Annotated in this window: 22 protein-coding genes; 2 read left to right on the top strand and 20 right to left on the bottom strand. The window is 68.8% G+C overall.

The genetic code is table 11. The annotated features are described in order from the left end of the window. Nucleotide 1: 1 nt before the first annotated feature. From B4L26_RS11880 to B4L26_RS11865, 4 genes are all read right to left on the bottom strand, one after another. A complete protein-coding gene (locus B4L26_RS11880) occupies nt 2-610 on the bottom strand; it encodes a TlpA disulfide reductase family protein (RefSeq protein WP_290719082.1) in 609 nt (202 codons plus the stop codon). Nucleotides 611-612: 2 nt separating this feature from the next. After that, nucleotides 613-1,281 carry a histidine phosphatase family protein gene (locus B4L26_RS11875; protein ID WP_290719081.1) on the bottom strand — a complete coding sequence of 223 codons (669 nt, stop codon included), beginning with the start codon at nt 1,279-1,281 and terminating at the stop codon, nt 613-615. An 8-nt stretch (nt 1,282-1,289) separates the two neighbouring features. After that, nucleotides 1,290-2,576: a glutamate-1-semialdehyde 2,1-aminomutase gene (gene hemL, locus B4L26_RS11870; RefSeq protein ID WP_290719094.1), complete on the bottom strand. Its 1,287-nt coding sequence runs from the start codon at nt 2,574-2,576 to the stop codon at nt 1,290-1,292. A 123-nt stretch (nt 2,577-2,699) separates the two neighbouring features. Continuing rightward, nucleotides 2,700-3,614, bottom strand: a complete 915-nt coding sequence (locus B4L26_RS11865) for an SGNH/GDSL hydrolase family protein (protein ID WP_290719080.1) — start codon at nt 3,612-3,614, stop codon at nt 2,700-2,702. 130 nt (nt 3,615-3,744) lie between these two features. Here B4L26_RS11865 and B4L26_RS11860 point away from each other — a divergent pair, with 130 nt between their 5' ends. Beyond that, nucleotides 3,745-5,712 (top strand): acyl-CoA dehydrogenase, encoded by a 1,968-nt coding sequence (locus B4L26_RS11860; RefSeq protein WP_290719079.1) that lies wholly within the window; start codon nt 3,745-3,747, stop codon nt 5,710-5,712. 8 nt (nt 5,713-5,720) lie between these two features. On the opposite strand, the gene B4L26_RS11855 is transcribed toward B4L26_RS11860, so the two are convergent. The 8 genes from B4L26_RS11855 to B4L26_RS11820 all read right to left on the bottom strand — a co-directional run bounded on the left by B4L26_RS11855 (nt 5,721) and on the right by B4L26_RS11820 (nt 13,100). Next, the gene (locus B4L26_RS11855) at nt 5,721-6,377 is read right to left on the bottom strand and encodes a DUF3093 domain-containing protein (RefSeq protein ID WP_290719078.1); all 657 of its coding nucleotides are present in this window, start codon (nt 6,375-6,377) and stop codon (nt 5,721-5,723) included. Then, on the bottom strand, nt 6,370-6,999 hold the full coding sequence (locus B4L26_RS11850; RefSeq protein ID WP_290719077.1) for a hypothetical protein: 630 nt from the start codon (nt 6,997-6,999) through the stop codon (nt 6,370-6,372). The genes B4L26_RS11855 and B4L26_RS11850 overlap by 8 nt, the downstream gene beginning before the upstream one ends. A 10-nt stretch (nt 7,000-7,009) precedes the next feature. After that, nucleotides 7,010-8,020, bottom strand: a complete 1,011-nt coding sequence (gene hemB, locus B4L26_RS11845; protein ID WP_290719076.1) for a porphobilinogen synthase — start codon at nt 8,018-8,020, stop codon at nt 7,010-7,012. A 76-nt stretch (nt 8,021-8,096) separates the two neighbouring features. Beyond that, nucleotides 8,097-9,740, bottom strand: a complete 1,644-nt coding sequence (locus tag B4L26_RS11840) for a bifunctional uroporphyrinogen-III C-methyltransferase/uroporphyrinogen-III synthase (RefSeq protein WP_290719075.1) — start codon at nt 9,738-9,740, stop codon at nt 8,097-8,099. Between the two features lie 42 nt (nt 9,741-9,782). Further along, nucleotides 9,783-10,709 (bottom strand): hydroxymethylbilane synthase, encoded by a 927-nt coding sequence (hemC, locus tag B4L26_RS11835; protein WP_290719074.1) that lies wholly within the window; start codon nt 10,707-10,709, stop codon nt 9,783-9,785. Next, complete coding sequence (locus B4L26_RS11830) at nt 10,706-12,076, bottom strand: glutamyl-tRNA reductase (protein ID WP_290719073.1); 1,371 nt, start codon at nt 12,074-12,076, stop codon at nt 10,706-10,708. The genes hemC and B4L26_RS11830 overlap by 4 nt, the downstream gene beginning before the upstream one ends. 7 nt (nt 12,077-12,083) lie before the next feature. Continuing rightward, nucleotides 12,084-12,740: a redox-sensing transcriptional repressor Rex gene (locus tag B4L26_RS11825; RefSeq protein ID WP_290719072.1), complete on the bottom strand. Its 657-nt coding sequence runs from the start codon at nt 12,738-12,740 to the stop codon at nt 12,084-12,086. Between the two features lie 90 nt (nt 12,741-12,830). Then, entirely contained in the window at nt 12,831-13,100 is a 270-nt protein-coding gene (locus B4L26_RS11820; RefSeq protein ID WP_290719071.1) for a glutaredoxin family protein, read from the bottom strand. Between the two features lie 67 nt (nt 13,101-13,167). Between B4L26_RS11820 and B4L26_RS11815 the strand changes: the two genes are divergently transcribed. Further along, a complete protein-coding gene (locus tag B4L26_RS11815) occupies nt 13,168-14,265 on the top strand; it encodes an HAD family hydrolase (RefSeq protein WP_290719070.1) in 1,098 nt (365 codons plus the stop codon). Between the two features lie 63 nt (nt 14,266-14,328). Here the strand turns inward: B4L26_RS11815 and B4L26_RS11810 are convergent, their stop codons facing one another. From B4L26_RS11810 to B4L26_RS11775, 8 genes are all read right to left on the bottom strand, one after another. Continuing rightward, entirely contained in the window at nt 14,329-15,459 is a 1,131-nt protein-coding gene (locus tag B4L26_RS11810; RefSeq protein WP_290719069.1) for a lysophospholipid acyltransferase family protein, read from the bottom strand. 164 nt (nt 15,460-15,623) lie between these two features. Continuing rightward, nucleotides 15,624-16,685, bottom strand: coding sequence for an NAD-dependent epimerase/dehydratase family protein (locus tag B4L26_RS11805; protein ID WP_290719068.1), 1,062 nt, complete (start codon nt 16,683-16,685; stop codon nt 15,624-15,626). Nucleotides 16,686-16,723: 38 nt separating this feature from the next. After that, nucleotides 16,724-16,825: a 30S ribosomal protein bS22 gene (locus B4L26_RS11800; protein ID WP_003402602.1), complete on the bottom strand. Its 102-nt coding sequence runs from the start codon at nt 16,823-16,825 to the stop codon at nt 16,724-16,726. A 216-nt stretch (nt 16,826-17,041) separates the two neighbouring features. Continuing rightward, the gene (locus tag B4L26_RS11795; RefSeq protein WP_290719067.1) at nt 17,042-17,266 is read right to left on the bottom strand and encodes a helix-turn-helix domain-containing protein; all 225 of its coding nucleotides are present in this window, start codon (nt 17,264-17,266) and stop codon (nt 17,042-17,044) included. 201 nt (nt 17,267-17,467) lie between these two features. Beyond that, nucleotides 17,468-18,325, bottom strand: coding sequence for a pyrroline-5-carboxylate reductase (proC, locus tag B4L26_RS11790; RefSeq protein ID WP_290719066.1), 858 nt, complete (start codon nt 18,323-18,325; stop codon nt 17,468-17,470). Between the two features lie 46 nt (nt 18,326-18,371). After that, on the bottom strand, nt 18,372-19,268 hold the full coding sequence (locus B4L26_RS11785) for a sugar phosphate isomerase/epimerase family protein (protein WP_290719065.1): 897 nt from the start codon (nt 19,266-19,268) through the stop codon (nt 18,372-18,374). Beyond that, nucleotides 19,265-20,749: a hypothetical protein gene (locus B4L26_RS11780; RefSeq protein ID WP_290719064.1), complete on the bottom strand. Its 1,485-nt coding sequence runs from the start codon at nt 20,747-20,749 to the stop codon at nt 19,265-19,267. Before B4L26_RS11780 ends, B4L26_RS11785 begins: the two co-directional genes overlap by 4 nt. Nucleotides 20,750-20,764: 15 nt before the next feature. Then, complete coding sequence (locus B4L26_RS11775) at nt 20,765-21,739, bottom strand: Ppx/GppA phosphatase family protein (RefSeq protein ID WP_290719063.1); 975 nt, start codon at nt 21,737-21,739, stop codon at nt 20,765-20,767. Between the last annotated feature and the right edge of the window lie 75 nt (nt 21,740-21,814).

Here is a 21,814-nt window from a genome sequence, read left to right as displayed (position 1 = left end):
TTCATTTTTCTGCGGCCACCCGGTTGACGGCCTCTTTGAGCTCGACCGCCTCGACGGCGCGCAGATACACCACCGCCGGACGGTGCTGACGGTCGAGGATCACCGTCGTCGGGACCACCGACGTCGGGGTCGTCAGCGCGGCGAGCCGGGCACCGGAGAAGTCGTAGATCGATGGGTAAGTGATGCCGCGGTCGGCGACGAAATCGCGGGCCGCGCCCCGGTTGTCGCGCAGGTTGATCCCGAGGAACGCGACGCCCTGGTCGCGGGTCTGCTCGTACGTCCGCTGCAGCAGGTCGGCCTCGCCGCGGCAGGGCCCGCACCACGAGCCCCACACGTTCACGACGACGACGTCGCCGTCGAAGTCCGACACTGCGACCTGCTTGTCGGTGACCAGCTCCGGCCCCGACAGCGGCGCGACCGGCTTGCGCTGCGACGGCTCGTAGTTGATGACGGTCTGCCCGCCGGGCGATACGAATTCCCAGGTGTCGCCCTGCCGTACGGCATCCTTGCCGGTACCGCAGCCCGCAAGCACCGTCGCACCGAGCACGACGGCAAGCAGCGCCGTGGCAAGTGCGGCGGGCCGTCGAACCGAGAACCTGACAAGCCGCACGTTCAGGCCCCCCGGATCAGCGGATCGGTGGCGCCGGCAGGCTCGGAGTAGACGATGTCGATAAGCGCATCACCGTCGTAGACGAGACTGGTCACCGAGGCCAGCGAGCACTGGCGGTGGCGCGGGTCGTGCCAAAGACGCTGACCCTCCAGGAAGCGGCGCAGCGTATATACCGGCAGCTGGTGGCTCACACAGACGACCTCGCTGCCGCGCGCCGCATCGCGGGCGGTGGTGGCCGCCCCCAGCATGCGGTGGGCGATCTGGATGTACGGCTCGCCCCATGACGGGGTGAAGGGGTCACGCAACTTCGCCCAGTGACGCGGCCGGCCCAGCACACCGTCGCCGACGGAGACCTTCAAACCCTCGAAGGCGTTGTCCGCCTCGATCAGATCGTCGTTGGTGATGATCTCCAGCCCGTGCGACGTCGCGATCGGCGTCGCGGTCTCCTGGGCCCGCTGCAGCGGCGAGGCGAAGACGGCGGCGATCTCGTGGTCGGCGAAGGCATCGGCGACGGCCTGCGCCTGCCCGCGCCCGGTCTCCGAGAGGGCGAACCCGGGCAGCCGCCCGTACAGGATGCCCGACGGGTTGAACACCTCGCCGTGACGCATCATGTGGACGACGGTGTGCTCGCCGGTGCGCGTACCACTGCTGCGGATGATCTTCTCGCTCATCGGTTGTCCTACTCCCCGCTCGTGGCGGCTGCGGCCGCGGCGGCTGCACCCGGCAGCGCGGCGGCGATGGTGGCGAAGGCGTCGTCGTCGAGGGCGGCCGAGACGAACCACGCCTCGAACGCGCTCGGCGGCGGATACACCCCGGCGTCGAGCATCGCGTGGAAGAACGGGGCGAACCGGTAGGTCTGCGTGGCGCGAACCTGGTCGTAGTTGGTGATCGGCGTCGACGGGTCGTCGGTGAAGAAGACGCTGACGAGATTCCCGGCGAACTGCACCCGGTGCCCGACGCCGGCCGCATCCAGTGCCTCCCCGAGCATCGCGCCTATCCGCTGCGCATTGGCGTCGAGTGCCGCATAGACGGCCGCATCGGCGTTGCGCAGCGTCGCCAAGCCGGCCGCCACCGCGACGGGGTTCCCCGAGAGGGTCCCGGCCTGGTAGACGGGCCCCATCGGTGCGAGACGGCCCATGATGTCGGCGCGCCCGCCGAATGCCGCGGCGGGCAGCCCGCCACTCATCACTTTGCCGAAGGTGTAGAGGTCCGCGGCGACACCCTCCAGGCCGAACCAGCCCGCGGGGCTGACGCGGAAACCGGTCATCACCTCGTCGATGATCAGCAGTGCCCCGTTCTCGTCGCAGAGGCGGCGCAGGCCGGCATTGAAGCCGGGCAGCGGTGGGACGGCGCCCATGTTGCCCGCGGCGGCCTCGGTGATGACGGCGGCGATCTGACCGTCGTGGTCGGCGAATGCGGCCTCCACAGCGGCGAGGTCGTTATACGGGAGGACGATCGTGTCGTGCGCGGCAGCACCGGTCACGCCGGGCGAGGTCGGCAGGCCGAGTGTCGCCACACCCGACCCGGCCTCGGCGAGCAGCGCGTCGACGTGACCGTGGTAGCAGCCGGCGAACTTGATGATCTTGGCGCGGCCGGTGAAGCCGCGGGCCAGCCGCACTGCCGACATGGTGGCCTCGGTACCGGAGTTGACCAGGCGTACTTCCTCGACGGGGTCGACGCGCGCGACGATCTCCTCGGCGAGTTCAACCTCGCCCAGGGTGGGTGCCCCGAACGACAGGCCGCCGGTGGCCGCGCTGCGGACCGCATCGACGATCGCCGGGTGGGCGTGGCCGAGGATCATCGGGCCCCACGAGCACACCAAGTCGACGTAAACGTTGTCGTCGGCATCGGTCAGGTGGCAGCCCCGCGCCGAGGTGATGAAGCGCGGTGTGCCGCCGACGGCGGAGAACGCGCGGACGGGCGAATTCACACCGCCGGGGATGACTTTGGCGGCGCGGGTGAACATCTCGGCCGACACGGCGGTACCGCGCACACGGTGATCGGGGGACGCAGTCACGACGTCCAGTGTGGCAAAGTCACCCGGCAAACCCCCAATCGGCTCAGGCAGCTGTCAGGTTGCCGCGCCATCTCACCGCAGCGCAGCGGCAACGGCGTCGGCGATCCCCCGCTGACCTGCGGCGTTGGGATGCACCGTGGTGCGCGTCCGCGCCCCGACCATCGGCTCCACCCAGCGTCGGTCCGGTGGTGCGCACGCATCGCGTCCCGCCGAGGCCGACCACGTGTCCACATAGGTGGCGCCTCCGGTCGTCGCGGCGGCGGCGATGGCACGGTTGAGCCGCACCTGCAGGTCGTCGAGGTAGGCGACATCGCCGGCCGCGATGCGCATCACCGGGTAGCAACCTCCGCGTGCCGGAAGGATGCGCGGGTACCCGACGACGAGCAGCCGCGCGTTGGGTGCGCGGCGCTTGACCAGTGCCACCGCGTCGACGAGGGCGGGCGCGATCGTCGTGGCCACCTCGTCGTCGAATCGGGCACCGCTGCTCCGGCGGCACGGATCGCCGTCGACATCGGTCTCGGCGACGGCGCTGCACGCGTTGACCGCGTCGGCGAAGAGACGGCCGTCATTGCCGCCGATCAGGAGGGTGACGAGTTCGGTCGACGGCCCCAGTACGTCGGCCTGCGGTGCGACTCCGAAATACTGTGCGACGGTGAGATCGGCGGTGGTGGCGGCTCCGCATGAGACGTCGGCGAACTCGGCGGCGCCTAGCCCGCGCAATCGGCTCCGTGCCGCGATCGTGCCGTCGTGAAGGCCGCGTGCGATCAACTGCCCAAAGTTGAGCTGCGAGCGCAGACACATCGCCGGGGAATCGGGAACAGTCGGGTCGATCCCCGATCCGGCTGCGAAGCTGTCGCCCAGGTGGGCGTAGCGGGCGGTGGACACTTCGGGCTGCGTGGTGACCTCGGGCTGCGGATCGCCTCGGGTACACGCTGTGGTCAATGCCCCAACAACCAACAGTGCCGCGGCCACACGGTTCAACACCACTCGATCAGGCTAGTTCGCAACCCTGCACGCTTTCGACAACCCAACGCCGATCGCCGGATCGACGCGGCATTGACGAAGCCCTGTGGGATTGCGCGGCCCAAAGACGGGCGAAACGAATACGGTAGAACCCATGGCTGCCGAAATCGATCCGACGACACCCGACCAAATCACCGACACCACCACCGTCGACGGCCTGCGCGCCGCGCTGGACGGCCGGTGGAAGGACGTCCGCGACGAGCTGCGCATCGCATTGGACCGTGCCGACCTCCTCCCCGATCCCGCGCTCGACCTGGGTCCCTCGCGGGCGAAGATCCTCGCCGAGATGAAGGAGCTGGCCTCGCAGAACTTTGCGTCGGCGGGCTTCCGCACCGAGCACGGTGGTACCGGCGACGTCGGCCGGGCGATCGTCGGCATCGAGATGCTGGGTTACGCGGACCTGTCGCTCATGGTGAAGTCGGGCGTCCAGTGGGGCCTGTTCGGCGGTGCGGTGGAGAACCTGGGCACCGCACGCCACCACGAGCGCTACGTCGCCGACCTCATCGACCTCAAACTGCTCGGCTCGTTCGGCATGACCGAAACCGGGCACGGCTCCAACGTGCAGGCACTGGAGACCACCGCGACCTATGACCCGAACACCGGTGAGTTCGTGATCGATTCGACGACACCCTTGGCCCGCAAGGACTACATCGGCGGTGCCGGCGAGCATGCCACCGTGTCGGCCGTGTTCGCGCAGCTGATCACCGGCGGGCCCGGCGAGGAGCCGACCAACCGCGGCGTGCACTGCTTCTTCGTGCCGGTGCGCGGCGACGACGGCGAGGATCTACCCGGCGTCACGACCTCCGACTGCGGCTACAAGGGCGGATTGCGCGGCGTCGACAACGGACGCTTCGTGTTCAACGAGGTCCGCATCCCACGGGAGAACCTTCTCAACCGGTACGCCGACGTGGCCGCGGACGGCACCTACAGCTCGCCGATCGAGAGCGACAACCGCCGGTTCTTCACCATGCTCGGCACTCTGATCCGGGGCCGTGTCTCGGTAGGCGCGACGGCCGGCGCGGCGGCCCGCAAGGCACTGGCCCTCGCGATCCGGTACGCACTGGTGCGCAAGCAGTTCGATGCCCCCGACGGCACCTATGAGATCACCATCCTCGACTACCGCGCCCATCAGCGGAAGCTGCTGCCACTGTTGGCGAAGTCATATGCGATCGCGTTCGCGCAGAATGAGTTGACCGCCGAGCTGCACGACGTCCAGTCACTCGAGGCCGACACCGTCGACCCGCACCGGCAGCGGCTGCTGGAAAGCTGGGCCGCCGGGCTCAAGGCGTACGGCAGCGGCCACGCCAGCCACACCATCAACGTGTGCCGCGAAGCGTGCGGCGGCGCCGGCTACCTCGACGAGAACCAACTGTCGATCCTGCGCGGCGACATCGATGTATTCACGACCTTCGAGGGTGACAACACGGTGCTGACGCAACTCGTCGGCAAGGAACTGCTGGGCTCCTACTCCGACGAGATGCGCGGGCTCAACGCTGCGGGCTGGGTGCGGTTCGTGGCCGGGATGGTCGGCGACGTCGTGGCCGAGAAGACCGCGGTGCGCCAGGTCGTGCAAACCCTGCTGGACTCCTCCGACGAGGATCCCGATAAGTCAGAGCTGACCAACCGCGGCACGCAGATCCGCCTGTTCCGCAATCGTGAGGACCACCTGCGACGCACCTGCGCGCAGCGGCTGCGCAAGGCCGCCGACGCCGACGACCCGTTCACCGTCTTCAACAACACGCAGGACCACTTGCTCAAGGCAGCGACCGCCCACACCGAGCGCCTGGTCCTCGAGTCGTTCATCGAGGCCATCGACAAGTGTGATTCGCGGTCGGCGGCGGAGCTGCTCGGCAAGGTCTGCGACCTGTTCGTGTACTCGGCGCTCGAAGCCGACCTGTCCTGGTTCCTGATGCATCGGCACGTATCGGTCGAGCGTGCCAAGGCGATCCGTCGTGGGGTCAATGACCTCTGCGAGCAGTTGCGCCCACACGCGCGCACTCTCGTCGACGCATTCGGCATCCCCGAGGCGCTCCTCACCGCGCCGATGCTCGAGCACGGCTGAGCCGACGACTAGAGGCCCATCTTCACGGCCAGATGCGCCTCGGTGAGCTCGATGCGCAACCGTTCGACGTCGCGCGCCCAGGCCTGCGCCAGCTTCCCGTTCACCATCCGGATACCGATGCCCTTCCGGCCGCGCGGAACCGCGGGGAGCTCGCCCAGCGCGGTGGCCTTCTCCCAGTCCTTGTAGTCGTTACCGGTGTTGGGCGGGTAGATCTTCGCGATATCGGCCAGGTTGATCCGGCGGGTCCCACAGCGGAGTGTCCTGTCGGTGAGCTCAACGCTGGCGTAGGTCCGAGCCGCGGTGATGAACAGGTATGTCGGCCCGGTGATGACGATGAAGAAGATGATCATCACCGGCCAGTGGACCTGCCCCGGACCGAGGGCCTCCATGAGCAGGATCGCCCCGATGAGGACCGGGCCGATCAGCATCGGCCACCAACCGCTGCCCTGCTCGGCGAACAACACCTCGCCAAAGTCCTCGTCGACGGGCGAGAGGCCGTCATCGGGCGCGGCAGACCCATCGGCGTCATTCGAGTCGTCGTCCGCAAGATCGACCTCGTCCAGGTCGACCTTCTCCAGGCTGACCTCGTCCTGTTGATCGTCTACCAGGTCGGCGGCGTCGAAATCCTCGTCGTTAGAGCCGACGCGCTCGGCGGGGTCACTCATGGGGGTGTCCCGTCCCTTCGTTCCGGTGGTTAGGCGCGGGCGGCTGCGAATATCCCTGCCACGGCGTAGTCGGGAAGGCCTGCGCCAACGCGGCCGGTGTCTTGGCGTAGGCCCGGAACTGGGCCATCTCGCGGCAGTAGGTGTCCGCGTCGCGTCGCATGAGTAGCAGGAGCGCCGCGGCCGCGCACACCCCGGCGACGATCTGCGGCGCCTGCGTCCAGACCCGCTCGCCGGCGAATGCCATAACCCCGCCGACGAGGACATACGCACTCAGGCCCGACAGGATCAGCCGCGCCCAGGTGTATCCAGCGCGCGCGAAGTACATCGCAGTCAGGGCGATCGCCGCGCCAACCAGGACAGCCACGACCAAAGATGCGACGATCAGCCCGGGGTTGGTCATCATTTCTGCCGACCGGCGCACGGTCTCGCTCGCGTCTTTGGGCAGTTCCGCCAACCGCTTGTCCATCGCGTCGCGCACCGTCGGGTAGCTCCCGATCTGGGTCAGCGCCAGCGCCACGATGACCACGAGCCACAGTTCAGTGGCAATCGCGATCGAGCTGATCAGCGCGGGCCGCTGGGGTGGTTGCGGCGGCATCGGGCCCGCGGGCTGGGCAACGGTCATGACTACCAGGTTACTGACCGGCCGACCCACTCACCCAACCGGCGACCTCGGCCGCCCAGTAGGTGAGGACGATCGACGCACCGGCGCGCCGGATCGACGTCAATGATTCGAGCACTGCGGACCGCCGGTCGATCCAGCCCCGCTCTGCGGCAGCGCTGATCATCGAGTACTCGCCGCTGACCTGATACGCGGCGACGGGGGCCGGCGAGTGCGCGGCCACGTCGGCGAGGATGTCGAGGTAGCCCATCGCCGGCTTCACCATGACCAGGTCGGCGCCCTCGGCGAGGTCGAGCTCCAATTCGCGCAGCGCCTCGGCACGGTTGGCCGGATCCTGTTGGTAGGTGCGCCGATCCCCGTCCAACGACGAGTCCACGGCATCGCGAAACGGGCCGTAGAAAGCCGACGCGTACTTCGCGGTGTAGGCGAGCAGTGCCGTGTCGGTGTGGCCGGCCTCGTCGAGCGCCGCGCGGATGGCGGCGATCTGGCCGTCCATCATCCCGCTGGGACCGAGCATGTGCGCCCCAGCCCGCGCTTGCGCCACCGCCATCGCCTGGTACCGAGACAGGGTGGCGTCGTTGTCCACGCGCCCCTGATCGTCGACGACGCCGCAGTGCCCATGGTCGGTGAACTCGTCGAGGCAGGTGTCGGCCATGAGGACGGTGTCGTCGCCGAAGTCGGCGCGCAGCGCGGCCAGCGCACGGTTCAGGATTCCGTCGGCGCTGTCGGCACCGGATCCCAGCGCGTCCTTGTCCTGGGCACGCGGTACGCCGAACAGCATCAGCCCACCGACGCCGGCAGCGACCGCCTCCTCGGCGGCGGTGCGCAGCGAATCGAGCGTGTGCTGCACGACGCCGGGCATCGAGGCGATCGGCTTGGGCTCGTCCAGACCGTCCGCGACGAACATCGGCAGCACCAGATGGCGCGGCGCGAGGTCGGTCTGGGCCACCAGGCGGCGCACGGCCGCAGTCGAGCGGAGGCGGCGCGGACGAATCGTCGGGCCGGTCACGCGTTCAGCAGTCACGCCGTCGAGTCTAAGGTCGCGCAATAGCAGTTAGCGAAAACGCTCGATTTCCGAGCGCAATCGTTAACTGATCAACCTAGGACCGCGAGCGGCGCGACTTCTTGCGCGGCGGGGGCAGTGCGCCCTCGGCACGTAGCCGCGCGGCGTGCGCAGCAAGCGCCTCGACAAGGTCGGGCACCGACGCCGTCTCGGGCCGCACATCGACGCGGAGGCCGAACTCGACCGCGGTCTCAGCGGTCTTCGGGCCGATGCACGCGACGATGGTCCGCGCGTGCGGTTTGCCTGCGATCCCGACGAGGTTGCGCACTGTCGAACTCGACGTGAAGCAAACCGCGTCGAACCCACCGGTCTTGATCATTTCGCGGGTCTCCGCGGGCGGCGGGGCCGCGCGCACGGTGCGGTAGGCAGTGACGTCGTCGATCTCCCAGCCGCGTTCCCGCAGGCCCTCGGCGAGGGTCTCGGTGGCGATGTCGGCACGCGGCAGCAGCACACGGTCGACCGGGTCGAAGACCTCGTCGTAGGGCGGGAAGTCCTCCAGCAGGCCCAGCGAGGACTGCTCACCGGACGGGACCAACTCGGGCTCGATGCCGAACGCCCGGACGCGATCAGCGGTGGCCTCGCCGACGCAGGCGATCTTCACACCGGAGAACGCGCGGGCGTCGAGGCCGAACTCGGCGAACTTCTCCCACACTGCGCGAACCGAGTTCGTGGAGGTGAACACCACCCACTGGTAGCGGCCGTCCACCAGACCCTTGACGGCGCGCTCCATCTGCGCGGGCGAGCGCGGGGGCTCGACGGCGATCGTCGGCACCTCCTTGGGAATGGCGCCGTGCCCGACGAGGCGATCGCTCATCTCACCGGCCTGCTCCTTGGTGCGCGGCACGAGAACCGTCCAGCCGTAGAGGGCGCGCGTCTCCCACCAGGAGAGCTTGCCGCGCTGGGTCACGACCTTGCCGATGGTGACCAGCAGCGGACCGAGTAGCTCGCCGCCCGAGTCCGCAGCGGTCTCCAGGGTGGCCTCGATGGTGCGCTGTGCGCACGTCGTGCCGTTGACGGTGATGGCCACCGGGGTGGTGGCGGGCAGGCCGTTGTCGATCAGTGACGCGGCGGCCTGGGCGAGATGGCCGGCCGTGCTGTGCAGGACCAGCGGACCGGGCGCAGCGGCCAGCGCCGCCCAATCGACGTCGCCGCGCACATCGGCAACCGTGTAGCCCGAGCCGAGCGGCATGCCGGCGTAGCTGGGCACGACCGCGGCGGCAGGCAGGCCGGGTAGGACCTCGAAGGCCACCGAGGTACGTGCGACAGCGCCGACCTCGGCCAGGACCGCGCTGGAGGTCAGCGGATCGCCGGCGACGACGCGCACGACGTCGGTCCCGGTCTTCGCGATTCCGACGAGGGTCTTGGCAACGTCGGCGGGGGCGCCGAGCGCCGGGTGCACACTGACCGGATCCTCCGACGAGGATTCGGCATCGACGTCGTCGGCCGTGTCGACCGCTTCGGGGTCGACCGGCTTGGTGCGCCGGGTGGTAGGGGCGGCCTCGGGTCGGTGGACCGAGCCGATCAGTTCGACGACGCCGGGCGGGACGTCGGGATCGATGAAGGCCGTCGTGGCGCTGCACAAAACGCTGCGCGCCCGGACCGTCAGCAGGTCCGGGTCGCCGGGACCGGCGCCCACGAACAGAATCCGTCCGGGGTTGACCTTTTTCGTCGTCCGGCTCATCACTCGCACTCTCCTACCCCGCTCGGGGCGGTAGTTCGTCAGCTAGGCCAGAAGCGATGCGGCTCCCGACTCCAGCATTTCCGCAGCGAGCGCGCGCCCCACGTCGGCCGCCTGCTCGATCGGCCCGACCATCGAACTCCGGATCACATCGGATCCGTCGATGGCCGCGACCGCCGCGCGCAGCGACAGCTCGAGGAAGATCCGACCGTCGTCGTCGAGAGACTCGACGACCTCTGCGTAGGCCCCCACCGGCGCGGTGCAGCCGGCCTCCAGGGCCGCCAACAGCGCGCGCTCGGCATCGACCGCGGCACGAGAGGACGGATCGTCCAACGTGGCGAGCGTGCTCACCAGTTGGGCATCGTCGACGCGGCATTCGACGGCCAGGGCACCCTGGGCCGGCGCCGGTAGCAGCACCACCGGGTCGAACGCCTCGGCAATGACCTGCGTATTGCCGATGCGGGCCAACCCGGCCCGGGCGACCACGACTGCGTCGAGTTCACCGCTGGAGACTTTGCCCAACCGAGTGTCTAGGTTGCCTCTTAGGGGGCGGATTTCCAAACCGAGACCCAATGCTCTAAGCTGTGCGACCCGCCGCGGCGCCGAGGTCCCCACGGTGGCACCGACGGGAAGTTCCCCGAGCACCCGATTTCCGGCGCTGACCAGCGCATCTCTAGCGTCTTGACGCGGCGGGACGGCGGCGATGACGAGGTCGGATTCCGGTGCCGTCGGCAAATCCTTGTACGAGTGCACCGCGACGTCGATCTCGTCGTTGCGCAGTGCGACGCGTAGCGCGGTGGTGAAGACTGCGACGCCGATCTCGGCGACCGGGGCGCTGGACATGTCGCCCTCGGTTTTGATGATGACCAGTTCGGCGGGGTGTCCAGCCTCGGTGAGAGCCGTCGCGACGTGGCCGGCCTGGGTGGTCGCCAGCAACGATCCGCGAGTGCCGATGCGCAGCGGTCGGGTCATTGACGCCCGTCCTGGGGCGGTGCCGGGTCAGGCAGCCGACTCGCCTCGGCGTCGGGCACCGACACCGATTCGGCGGCACCCGGGCGCAGCTCGAACAGTTCGCGCAGCGCCTCGGCGTACTGATCGCCGTTGGCGGTCGCCGCAAGTTGCTTCACGCGCACCGTCGGCGCGTGCAACAGCTTGTCGACGACGCGGCGCACGGAGTGGGCCACCTCGTCACGTTCGGCATCCGACAATGACGGCAGCCGTGACTCCAACCGCATGATCTCGGCTTCGACGACCTCATTGGCACGCTGGCGCAGTGCGGTCACCGTCGGTGTGACTTCGGCGCGGCGCTGGGCGGCGAGGTAGTCGGCGAGCTCGGCGGCGACGATGGCGCGGGCACCGAGCAGGTCACCCTCGGCGGCCTGCGTCTCCTCGTCGCCGCGCAGTCCTTCGATATCGATCAACTCGACACCGGGCAGCCGACCGGCCGCAGGATCGACGTTGCGGGGCAGCCCCAGGTCGCAAATGACCAGTGGGGTGGTGGCAGTGCGTGCTGCCAGTGCATGGTGCACCTCGGCGACGGACACGACCGAGCCCACTGAACCCGAGCACGTCATCATGACGTCGGTTCCGGCCATCGCCGCGGGCAGATCGGACAGACCCACGCCGACGGCGGTCACTCCGGGATGGTTGGCGGCGACGTTGTCGGCCAGCCGCTGTGCCTTCTCGACGCTGCGGTTGACGATGGTCAGCTCGGTGATGCCCTCGCGCGCGAGGTGCACGGCCGACAATCCGCCCATGGCACCGGCGCCGAGGACGACGCCGCGGCGCAGATCGGTGCCCGCGGCGGCGAGGACGCCGCGGGCTCGGTGCAGCGCGACGGAGACGACCGATGCACCGGCCCGGTCGATACCGGTCTCGCTGTGGACACGCTTGCCGACGCGCAGGGCTTGCTGGGCCAGTTCGTGGAGCACCCGCCCGGCGGTGCGATGGGCGTCGGCGCTCGCGTAGGCGCCGCGGATCTGGCCGAGGATCTGTTGCTCGCCGACGACGAGCGAGTCGAGCCCGGCTGCGACGGTGAAGAGGTGTTCGGCTGCGGCCTCGGAGTACCGCACGTAGGCATGCGCGGTCATCTCATTGATGGTCAGCCCGGAATGCTCGCCGAGGACGTCGCCCACCGCCTCCAGCGCCGGGTGGAAGGCGTCAACGACGGCGTAGATCTCGATGCGGTTGCACGTGGAGACCACCATCGCCTCGGAGATCGCGGATGCCGCGAGCAGGCGGTCGACGATCTTCGGCCGATCGTGCTCGGCGACGGCCAACCGCTCGAGCACCCCGACCGGGGCGCTGCGGTGCGATACGCCGAACAACAGCACACTCACAATGGGTTCACCTGTTCCCCGCCGCCGCGAATGACAGCAGCTGCAGTTCCAAGGCTAGGTCAATTTGGCGGATCGAGAGACCTTCGGCCGGAACCAGCGTCACCGGCGTCACGTTGAGGATCTGCTGCACCCCGGCAGCCGCGAAGGCGTCGCAGACCTCCTGTGCGAGGTCGTCGCGCGTCGCGATGACGCCGATGTCGAAGGGCTCACCGTCGGCGGCGGTACCGCCGATGTCGCGCAGCGGGGCGATCACCGGACCGTCGGGGGACATCCGGGCGCCCACCAGTCCAGGGTCGTCGTCGAACAGGGCACCAAGGGTGAAGCGGGGGTCGCGCCCGGTGTGGGCGAGCAGCGCCCGCCCCAGCGCGCCGACCCCGGCCAATGCAACAACCTGCGCGGAGTCGCTGTGCAGCGCCATCGACACCGTCGCGATCAACTTGTGCACCTGGTAGCCGACCCCGCGGACGCCGTGCCCGCCGACATACGACAGGTCCTTGCGCAGGATCAGTGGGTTCACGCCCGCGGCCTTGGCCAATTCCGCGCTCGAGATGACGGTGACACCGTGGGCCGCGCGGTCGCGCAGTGCAGTCAGATACGTCGCCAAACGGGCAACCGACGGGCCAGGGATCTTGGCGGTCGGTCTGCTTGGAGACAGCGACGTCATGGTTTCAGGGTATCTGTCGCCGATCTAGGCGGTGGACCGGGGCACTGCGCACGGGGTGGCGGCGCGAGTACACCCGCGTTCGATGCTCCCTCAGCCGGCGATGCCCAAGTCGGCGCGCAGCCGGGGCTCGTCGACAGCCCAATAGCTGTGCTCGGCACCGTCGAGCAGCACGACAGGCAGCCGGTCGCCGTACTCGGCGCGCAGTTCGCGTTCACCGGCCTGCGCGCGCTCGTCGACGTCGACCTCGTCGAACCCCACACCCGATTCACCGCAGATCCGGTCCAGGTCGGCGCGCGCCGCCGCGCAGGCGGTGCACCCGGCCCGACTCAACAGGACGATCCGCGACTGCGTCTCACTCACGCCCACCAGTCTGCCATTGTGGTTAACCTGAACATGCCAGCCGCAGCGAACACATCGGAGTGACGACGTGAGTGATGAGCCCGACCGGACGGACCCGGATATCGAGCCGAACGCCGGTGCGCAGCCGGGTACCGAATCGGACGTTCCCGAGGTCGTCGACGAGGTCGACATCGTGGCCGTGGGCGATGGACCCGACGGGGTCGAGGTGATCGAGTCGGTGACGGTAACCGACGACGGCCCCGGCGAACCCGACCGCCTCCGGGAATGGGTGTCACATGCCAGCGGACGGTTCCGCCAGACCGCCGCGGAGGTGCGGCAGTACCTGGCGGGCGAGGCGGCGGCCAAGGCCGCCCTGGAATCGTTGGCGCAGCGCGCCCAGACCCCGCCCGACGGTGCCGACCTGACGGCGGCAGCCTTCTTCGACGTCGACAACACGCTGGTACAGGGCGCATCGATCGTCCACTTCGCCCGCGGCCTCGCCGCGCACAAGTACTTCTCCTACAGCGACGTCGCCGGCGCACTGTGGGCACAAATCAAGTTCCGTGTCACCGGGAAGGAGAACGCCGAGGACGTCGCCGAAGGCCGGGAGAAGGCGTTGTCGTTCATCGCCGGACGCCCCACCGCCGAACTCGTCGCACTGGGCGAGGAGATCTACGACGAGTACATCGCCGACAAGATCTGGGCCGGAACGCGTGCACTGACCCAGCGCCACCTCGACGCCGGGCAGCAGGTGTGGCTGGTGACCGCGACGCCCGTCGAGCTGGCCCAGACCATCGCCGACCGCCTCGGTCTGACCGGTGCGCTGGGCACGGTCGCCGAGAGCGAGGACGGCATCTTCACCGGCCGCCTCGTCGGCGACGTGCTACACGGCCTGGGCAAGGCCCACGCCGTGCGCTCGCTGGCCATCCGCGAGGGGTTGAACCTGCAGCGGTGTACCGCCTACTCCGACTCGCACAACGACGTCCCGATGCTCTCGCTCGTCGGCACCGCCGTCGCTATCAACCCAGATTCGGACCTCAAAGACATCGCGAAGGTGCGCGGGTGGGAGAGCTACGACTTCCGCGTCGCGCGCAAGGCCGCCAAGTACGGCGTGCCGACGGCGATCGCTCTCGGGGCGCTCGGCGGTGGCGCGGCCGCCGCGGTACGGCGCGGCCGCAAGGGCTAGCCGGTCCGACGACGACCAGCTCCATCGAGCCGGCCGGCCAGCTGAAGTGGCGAGCCGCAGTCGTCAGCCGAAGTAGACGCTGCCGCGGCGGCTGAGCATGCGGAACAGCGTCTGCTGGATCTCTTCGCGGACGTGATCGGTCAGGTCGAAGACGACCAGCGGGTCGTCGGCGGCCGAATCCTCGTAGTGATCGGTGGCGATCGGCTTGCCGAAGTGGATGTGCCACTTCGACGGCAGCGGGATTGCACCCAGCGGGCCCAGCCACGGGAAGAGCGGCGTCACCGGGAAGTACGGGAGGCCGAGTACCTTGGCAACCGGTTTGAGGTCGCCGAGCATCGGGTAGATCTCCTCGGAACCCACGATCGACACGGGGATGATTGGCGCGCTGGTGCGGATCGCCGTCGTGACAAAGCCGCCGCGCCCGAAGCGCTGCAACTTGTAGCGGTCCTTGTACATCTTGCCGATGCCCTTGTAGCCCTCCGGCCACACGGCGGTGAGTTCACCGTCGCGCAGGAGGTGCTCGGCGTCGCTCGCACAGGCCAGCGTCGCACCGATCCGGCGCGCCACCTCACTGATCACCGGCGAATCGAATGCCATGTCAGCGGCGAGGATGCGCAGGAACCGCCCATTCGGGTGGTTGTCGTGGACGGCGATCGAAGTCATCAGCGCGTCGATCGGAATGGCGCCAGCGTGGTTGGCGACCAGCAGTGCGCCGCCCTCGACGGGCAGGTTCTCCGCGCCGGAGACCTCCACGCGGAACCACTTCTCGTACACCGGGCGGATCGCGGGGAACCAGACACTCTCGGTGAAGTGCGGGTCGAAGCCGAAGTCGTCGACTTCGTAATCGCCCGACAGGCGCTCACGCATGTAGCCGGCCGTACCGGCAAGTGCGTCGGCGACCCCTTCGCGCAACCCGTTCAGGCTGAGCAGCGGGCTCTGCTTCGACGGACCGACGTGTTCGACGCCCAGGGACTCGTTGTGGATCCGCGCGTCGTCGCTGATCGGGGTGACCTCGGCCGGCTCCCGCCCGAATCCATCGGTGTTGGGATGTCCGGAGACGCCGGCCTGCGACGGGTGGCGCTGCTTGCCCGAGGCCCGACGCGCTGCGGTGTCGAGGGCGGGATCCCCACCCGGCGTCGAGTACAGCTGGATTACCTTCGCCGTGCGCGGATCAGAGGCGCGACGACCAGACATAAGGATTCACCCCCAACGGTGCATAGCTGGATCAGGACGGAAAGCGCGCTAACGCTTGCTCCAACCTTACGGGTTCGCCGCGCCAGATGCCCGCGATGCCAACGACCGTCGTCAATGTCACATCCCACGCGCCCCCTCAGGACGCACAGGAGTCACACCGGTCGCTATAGCAACTGGTGTGCGGTGGACACGATGCGTTGCTCCAACTCGCGCCAGCGATTCGGACTGACGACCATGTCGGAGGCGCCGCGCTCGATGAAGTCCTCGAGCGTCTCACTGGTGGTGAAACGCGGTTCGAACCCGAGGCGCGTGCGCATCCGCGTGTTGTCGAGGACGCGGCCATAGGTCAGGTAGTCCATCTGCGACGATCGAAGGCGCGCCGATCGCACATCGGCGAACACACCGGTGATGGGTGTGACCAGGCCGGAGGGCACCGGTAGTTCGATGCGTCCGGCGCGGCGGATCGCCTGGGTCAGCGTGATCACACCGTCGGCGGCGATGTTGAAGGTGCCCGACGGCGCGGACAGCGTGATGTGCTCGAGCGCCCCGAGCGCATCCTCCTCGTGCAAGAACTGCAACCGCGGCTGGTACCCGATCACCGACGGGACAATGGGCGCCGACAGGTAGGCGCCCATTCTGGTCTGGATGCGCGGGCCCAGGATCGCCTGGTAACGGGCGATGGTGACGTCGATATCGGGGCGGCGACGGGCGAGGCCGCGTGCGTAGCCCTCGATGTCGAGCAAGTCCCGGCCGTACCCGTTGGACGGCTCACGGACCGCATGGTCACCCTCGCTGAAGAATGCGGGATCCTTGCCGCTCGCCCCGTACACCATGGCAGTCGAGCGGAGCACCAATCGTTTCACCGATGGGCTGCGCTGACATGCTGCGCACACCTGCATGGCGCCGACGACGTTGAACTCCTTGATCGCCGCCGAGTGCGGCGACAAGTCCATCACCGACGTTGCGGCGTGCACCACGGTGTCCACGTTGTGGGCGGCGATCGTCTTGGCGATCGTCGGACGCCGGATGTCCAGACGCAAGAATTCCGCGCGCCCCATCCGGCGCAGCAGCGCCTTGCTCGGGACGCGCGAGTCGACGGCAAGGACCTTCTCGATGTCCGGGTTGGCGGCCAACCGGGCCACCAGGTAACCACCCAAGAACGTGGAGGCGCCCGTGACGAGCACGACGCGTGGCGGCGTAGGCCCGGAACCGGTGTCCTGCACCATGGCTGCCCCCTACGACGTTCTGGAGTGGTCCGGCGGAATTACTTGCCGAGTTTACGACGCTGAACGCGAGTGCGCCGGAGGAGCTTGCGGTGCTTCTTCTTCGACATGCGCTTGCGGCGCTTCTTGATCACAGAACCCATGGGGGAGCTTCCTAACGTTTGGTCATTCTTCCGGGCCTGCGGGCCGCGGCGGGAATGAGGCCACTTTACCGGTCGTGCGATGACCGGCCCTAATCGGCTCCTCGCGGGCGGCGCAGAGCCTGGGATGCAGACCTACTCTGCGCGGTCAGCAGCCATGACAAGACCCCGGCCGAGGGCTCGGTCGGGGATTGCCACGGTCGTGACCGCGCGTGATGACTAACCGGCGTCGAAGTACGACGTTTCCAGGTAGTCGTGGACAGCCTTGGCGTGCACGCGGAACGAACGGCCGACGCGGACCGCCGGCAGCTCACCGTTGTGGACCAGGCGGTACACGGTCATCTTGGAAACGCGCATCAGCGCGGCAACTTCGGCCACGGTGAGGAACTGCGAACCGGGCGCATTCCCACCATTGCGGTCACCAGACAAGTCTGCAGGTGCCATTGATACTCATACCTCTCACAGCACGAGTCGTGGCCGTTGGCTTCCCCTCCGACGGACATCTGACACGCACGTGCTGAGGGAAGCTTAGCGTGGCTGATGTGAAAATAGCGACGGGAGTTGCAGAGAAAAGTCGATTTGTTGCCTGAGCGTAGCCTGAGCGGCGAGCCACCTGCGCGTTTGCGGCGTCCGTACCGCTGATGGTCAGTCTCGGCCGTCGCCGCCGTTACCTGTTGAACTCTCAACTTCTGATCGACGGCTGAGCTTGGCACTCTTCGCCGCCGCGGCCGCCGTCGCCGAATACATCGCCGAACGCAGGCCCCCGCGCTCCAACTCGGTGATCGCCGCCGCCGTGGTACCGCCGGGCGACGTCACGGCCGCGCGTAGATCCGTCGAGGTCATGCCGGACTCGGTGAGCATGGCCCCCGCACCACGAATCGTCTGCCGGGCGAGCACCGCCGCCTGAGCGCGCGTCAGACCCAGGGCGACCCCGGCGTCGATCATCGACTCGGCGAGCAGGAACACATAGGCCGGACCCGATCCCGAGATCGCGGTTACCGCATCCATGAGGGACTCCGGCACAACCATGACCTGGCCGACGGAGCCCAGCAGGTTGCTGACCGCGGCGACCTGCTCCTCGGTGGCATAGCGGCCAGCGGACAAGGCGCTCATCGCCTCGTTCACCAGTAGCGGCATGTTCGACATGACCCGCACGACCGGCGACCCGGCCGGCAGGGCGTTTTCGTACTTTGCGGCGGGCAGCCCGGCGACCAGTGTCACCGTCACGCGCTCGACGTCGTTGTTGTCGTCGACCTTGCCGAGCTCGGCCAACACCGAGTCGACGGCGTCGGGCTTCACCGCGATGACGACGATCTGGGCGTTCTCGGCCGCCGTCGCGATGTCGGTGACCAGCACCTTGTATTCCGCGGCGAGCTCCGCAGCCCTATCGGCGTCGCGCTCGACGACCGCCACGTCCCGGGTCGGCTTGCCTGACGCCAGCAGACCGGCGAGCAGCGCCTCCCCGATCTTGCCTCCGCCGATGATCGCTACGCGTTCGGCCATGTGTGGGTCTCCATTCTCGGGGTGGGCGGCAGCGGGGCGGCGGCCGTCACGGGCGCTCCTCCCCACCGATAGGCAACGGACCCCCGGCCACGTCGGGGCGCCGCAGGTGCGTGCGGGCGAACTCGAGGGAGCGGGCGAGCATGGCCGCACGCTCGGGCTTGGTGCGCGCACTGCTGGTCGTGACCTCCAGGACGACTGCCCCGTCGAAATCACTGGCCGCAATCCGCCGGCAGATCTCGCTGCACGGTTGACTGCCATCGCCCGGAATCAGGTGCTCGTCGTGCGCGGCGCCGTCACCGTCGGTGAGGTGCAGGTGCTTCATCCCCGACGCCATCCGCTCGAACATGGCCAGCGCGTCCATGCCCGCCGTGGCGGTGTGCGATAGGTCCAACGTGTAGTTCGCGTAGCCCTCATCGGTCGGATCGATCGACTTGCCGAACGCCGAGGCGGACAGTCCCGCCGTACCACCGCGGGCCTGCAGTCGCTTCACCGAACGCTCCCCCGCACCGAAGAAGCGATCGGCGCGCAGCGGGAACATGTTCTCCACGGCGACGGCGATGCCGCTGTCGGACTCGAGTTCGCCCACCAGGTCGTCGAAGGCGGCGACGTAGTTGCGCTGCCACCGGAAGGGCGGGTGCACGACGACGGTCGGCGCACCCAAGGCATCGGCGGCCCGCACCGACCGGGCCAGCTTTTCGATGGGGTCGCGCCCCCACACCCGCTGCGAGATGACCAGGCACGGGGCGTGGATGGACAGGATCGGCATTTGGTAGGCGTGCGACAAGCGCTCCACGCGGCCCACATCCTGGCTGACCGGGTCGCCCCACACCATGACCTCGACACCGTCGTACCCCAGATCGGCGGCGTAGGCGAACGCCGCTTCGATGTTCTGCGGATAGACCGATGCCGTGGACAGGCCGACCGGCACTTCCTCGAGAATCACGAGGTCGCCAGGAGGATCAGTGGTCCGAGGGTGATGAAGAGTCCGACCCCGAGTGCCAACAACGTGGTGGGCAAGTCGTGGCGCCGCCGAACCAGGTGCACGATCGTCACGATGCCGAAGATGACGACCGCCGACAGCACGAGGGCGAAGTAGACGTTCCAACGCCACAACTGCACGAAGCCCCAGAAACCGCCCGCCCCCAGGGCGAGGCCGGCGATGACCTGGCCGATGATGATCAGCCACTGGGCCAGCGGCGAATGCTTGGAGGCCAGCGGAGCCTCGTCGACGACGGCGGTATCGGAGTCCTCCGCGGTAGCGCGACGGCGCGACGGCTTAACCTTCGCCTCCGGCACGACGGGAGCGATCACCGTGGTGGCGTCGGCCTCGGGTTCCGGGCGTGCGACGGCGAGGGCCGGGACCACGCTCGGATCGGCCTCGGTATTGGCCGCCCGGCGCGTGCGCGACGGGGTGATCGCCGGCTTGTAGGTATCGTCCGCCGCCGGCTCCGCGGTGCGTGACGCGGCGCCGGGGAGCGAGAAGCGCCCGGTCACCGGGTCGACGAGTGGCTTGTCCACCACCGGGACCATCTGGTCGATGTAGAAGTCGTCGGCTTCGACCGGCGTCAACGCAGCGGTCACCTCTGTCGAACCCGGGACGGACTTCTGCGGCGGGATCGGTGCGATCACCGCGGGCGGCGCCGGTGCGACAATCGGATCCGGCGCGGGGACCGACTCAGGGGCGGGGGCAGGATCAGGAGCGAGGGTGCGCGGGACCGACTGGGTCATGGCATCGGCGGGTGCCGGTCCGGGAACCTCCGGAACCGCCGGTGTCACCGGAGCGACCACCGCAGGTGTGGTCGGCACTACCGGGGGAACCAGTGGCGGTGCCGTGGGCGCCGCTGCCTGAGCGGCGCGACGGGCGGCTCGCTTGTCGTTGGCACCCTTGCCCTTGCCCTTGGCCTTGGGCTTGGGCTGCTTGTCCTTGCCGTCGGTGGACTTGCGCCGGCCGAACAATCCGCGCTTGGCCTCCTTGGGTCCCTCGTCGGCGATCACATCGTCGAAGTTGCGATATGCGTCGAAATCGACGTCCTCGTCGGTCCGCAGGAACGATCCGGTCGGCGGCCCACCGAGAGGCACCGCAGCCGTCACCGGCGTCGTCTCAGCGGACGCCACCACCATCTCCGCGGACGTCTCGACGACCGGGATGATGCCGGTGGCCTTGTCGGCGTCGACGACCACACCCGTCGACTCCGGTTGCACCGCGGGTTGGAACGACGGCATTCCGCTGGCGGTGCGGGACACACTTACCGACGCCTCGTCCACCTGTGGGCGGACGGCGCGCTGCGCCACCGGATTCGCCGAGCGCGGGAATGCTACGCGCGGGATCTCGCCCGTCTCGGCGCTGGCCCGGTTCGCCTCACGCTGGCGCGCCAACAGCTCTGAGACCGGGATCGGCCGCGACTCCGGTTCATCCTTGGCCATGCCGATTGCACCTCACTAATCGTTCCCTGCACTGGTCGTCTCCAGGCTGGGGAGTTCGTCGTCGAAAGCGTCCGAGTCGAGGCGTCGCAGGATGACACCTTCCCGCAGTGCCCACGGACAGATGTCGAGTGTATCGAGATCGAGTGCGCGCATCGCGGCCTCGGCGACCAGCGCGCCCGCCACGAGCTGCCCCGCACGGTCGGCACTGACCCCTTCGAGGTCGGCGCGATCGGCCCGCGTCATTCTCGAGATGAACGCGATGAGCTGACGCAAGCCGCTCGCGGTCAGCCGCCGCTGCACGCGCTGGCCGGCACTGGACGGCGCCGCCCCGGTCAGCCGCGCCAGGCTGCGGAACGTCTTCGAGGAGCCGACTGCGAGGTCGGGTATACCCGCCGCGGTGAGTTCGGCTGCCACCGGTTTCAACTCGGCGTCGAGCCAGTCGCGCAGCACGTTGATACGACGACGGTCGGGCGGGTCGCCCGGCAACCAGTCCCTGGTGAGCCGCCCAGCGCCGAGCGGCACCGACAGCGCGACGTCGGGCTCCTCGTCGACGCCGTTGGACATCTCCAACGACCCGCCGCCGATGTCGAGGGCCAGGATCCGCCCGGCGCTCCAGCCGAACCAGCGGCGCACGGCCAACGACGTCAGGCGGGCCTCGTCACGGCCGGACAGGACACCGATCTCCACGCCGGTTTTCGCGAGCACCGCGGCCAGGACTTCGTCGCTGTTGGTCGCGTCGCGCACCGCCGACGTCGCAAACGCCATCACCTGTTCACACCCCGAGGTATGAGCGATCCGGGTGAACTCGTCGACTGCCTCCACGAGGTCCTTTGCGGCATCGTCGGCGAGTCGGCCGTCGCCGTCGATGCGCTCGGCCAGACGCAGCACCGACTTCGTCGAACTCATCGGGTTGGGGTGTCCACCACGATGCGCATCGACCACCAACAGGTGCACCGTGTTGCTGCCGATGTCGAGAACTCCTAGTCGCACGCCTCCAAGGTAGTGGGTGGGCGCCGCGGGCACCGACTCGCCACGCCCGCCACGCCCGCAGCGCCGCGGCGCGCC

The organism is Gordonia sp. UBA7599 (assembly GCA_002477755.1).
GTDB lineage: Bacteria > Actinomycetota > Actinomycetes > Mycobacteriales > Mycobacteriaceae > Gordonia.
This window is presented reverse-complemented; position numbering and strand designations above follow the sequence as displayed.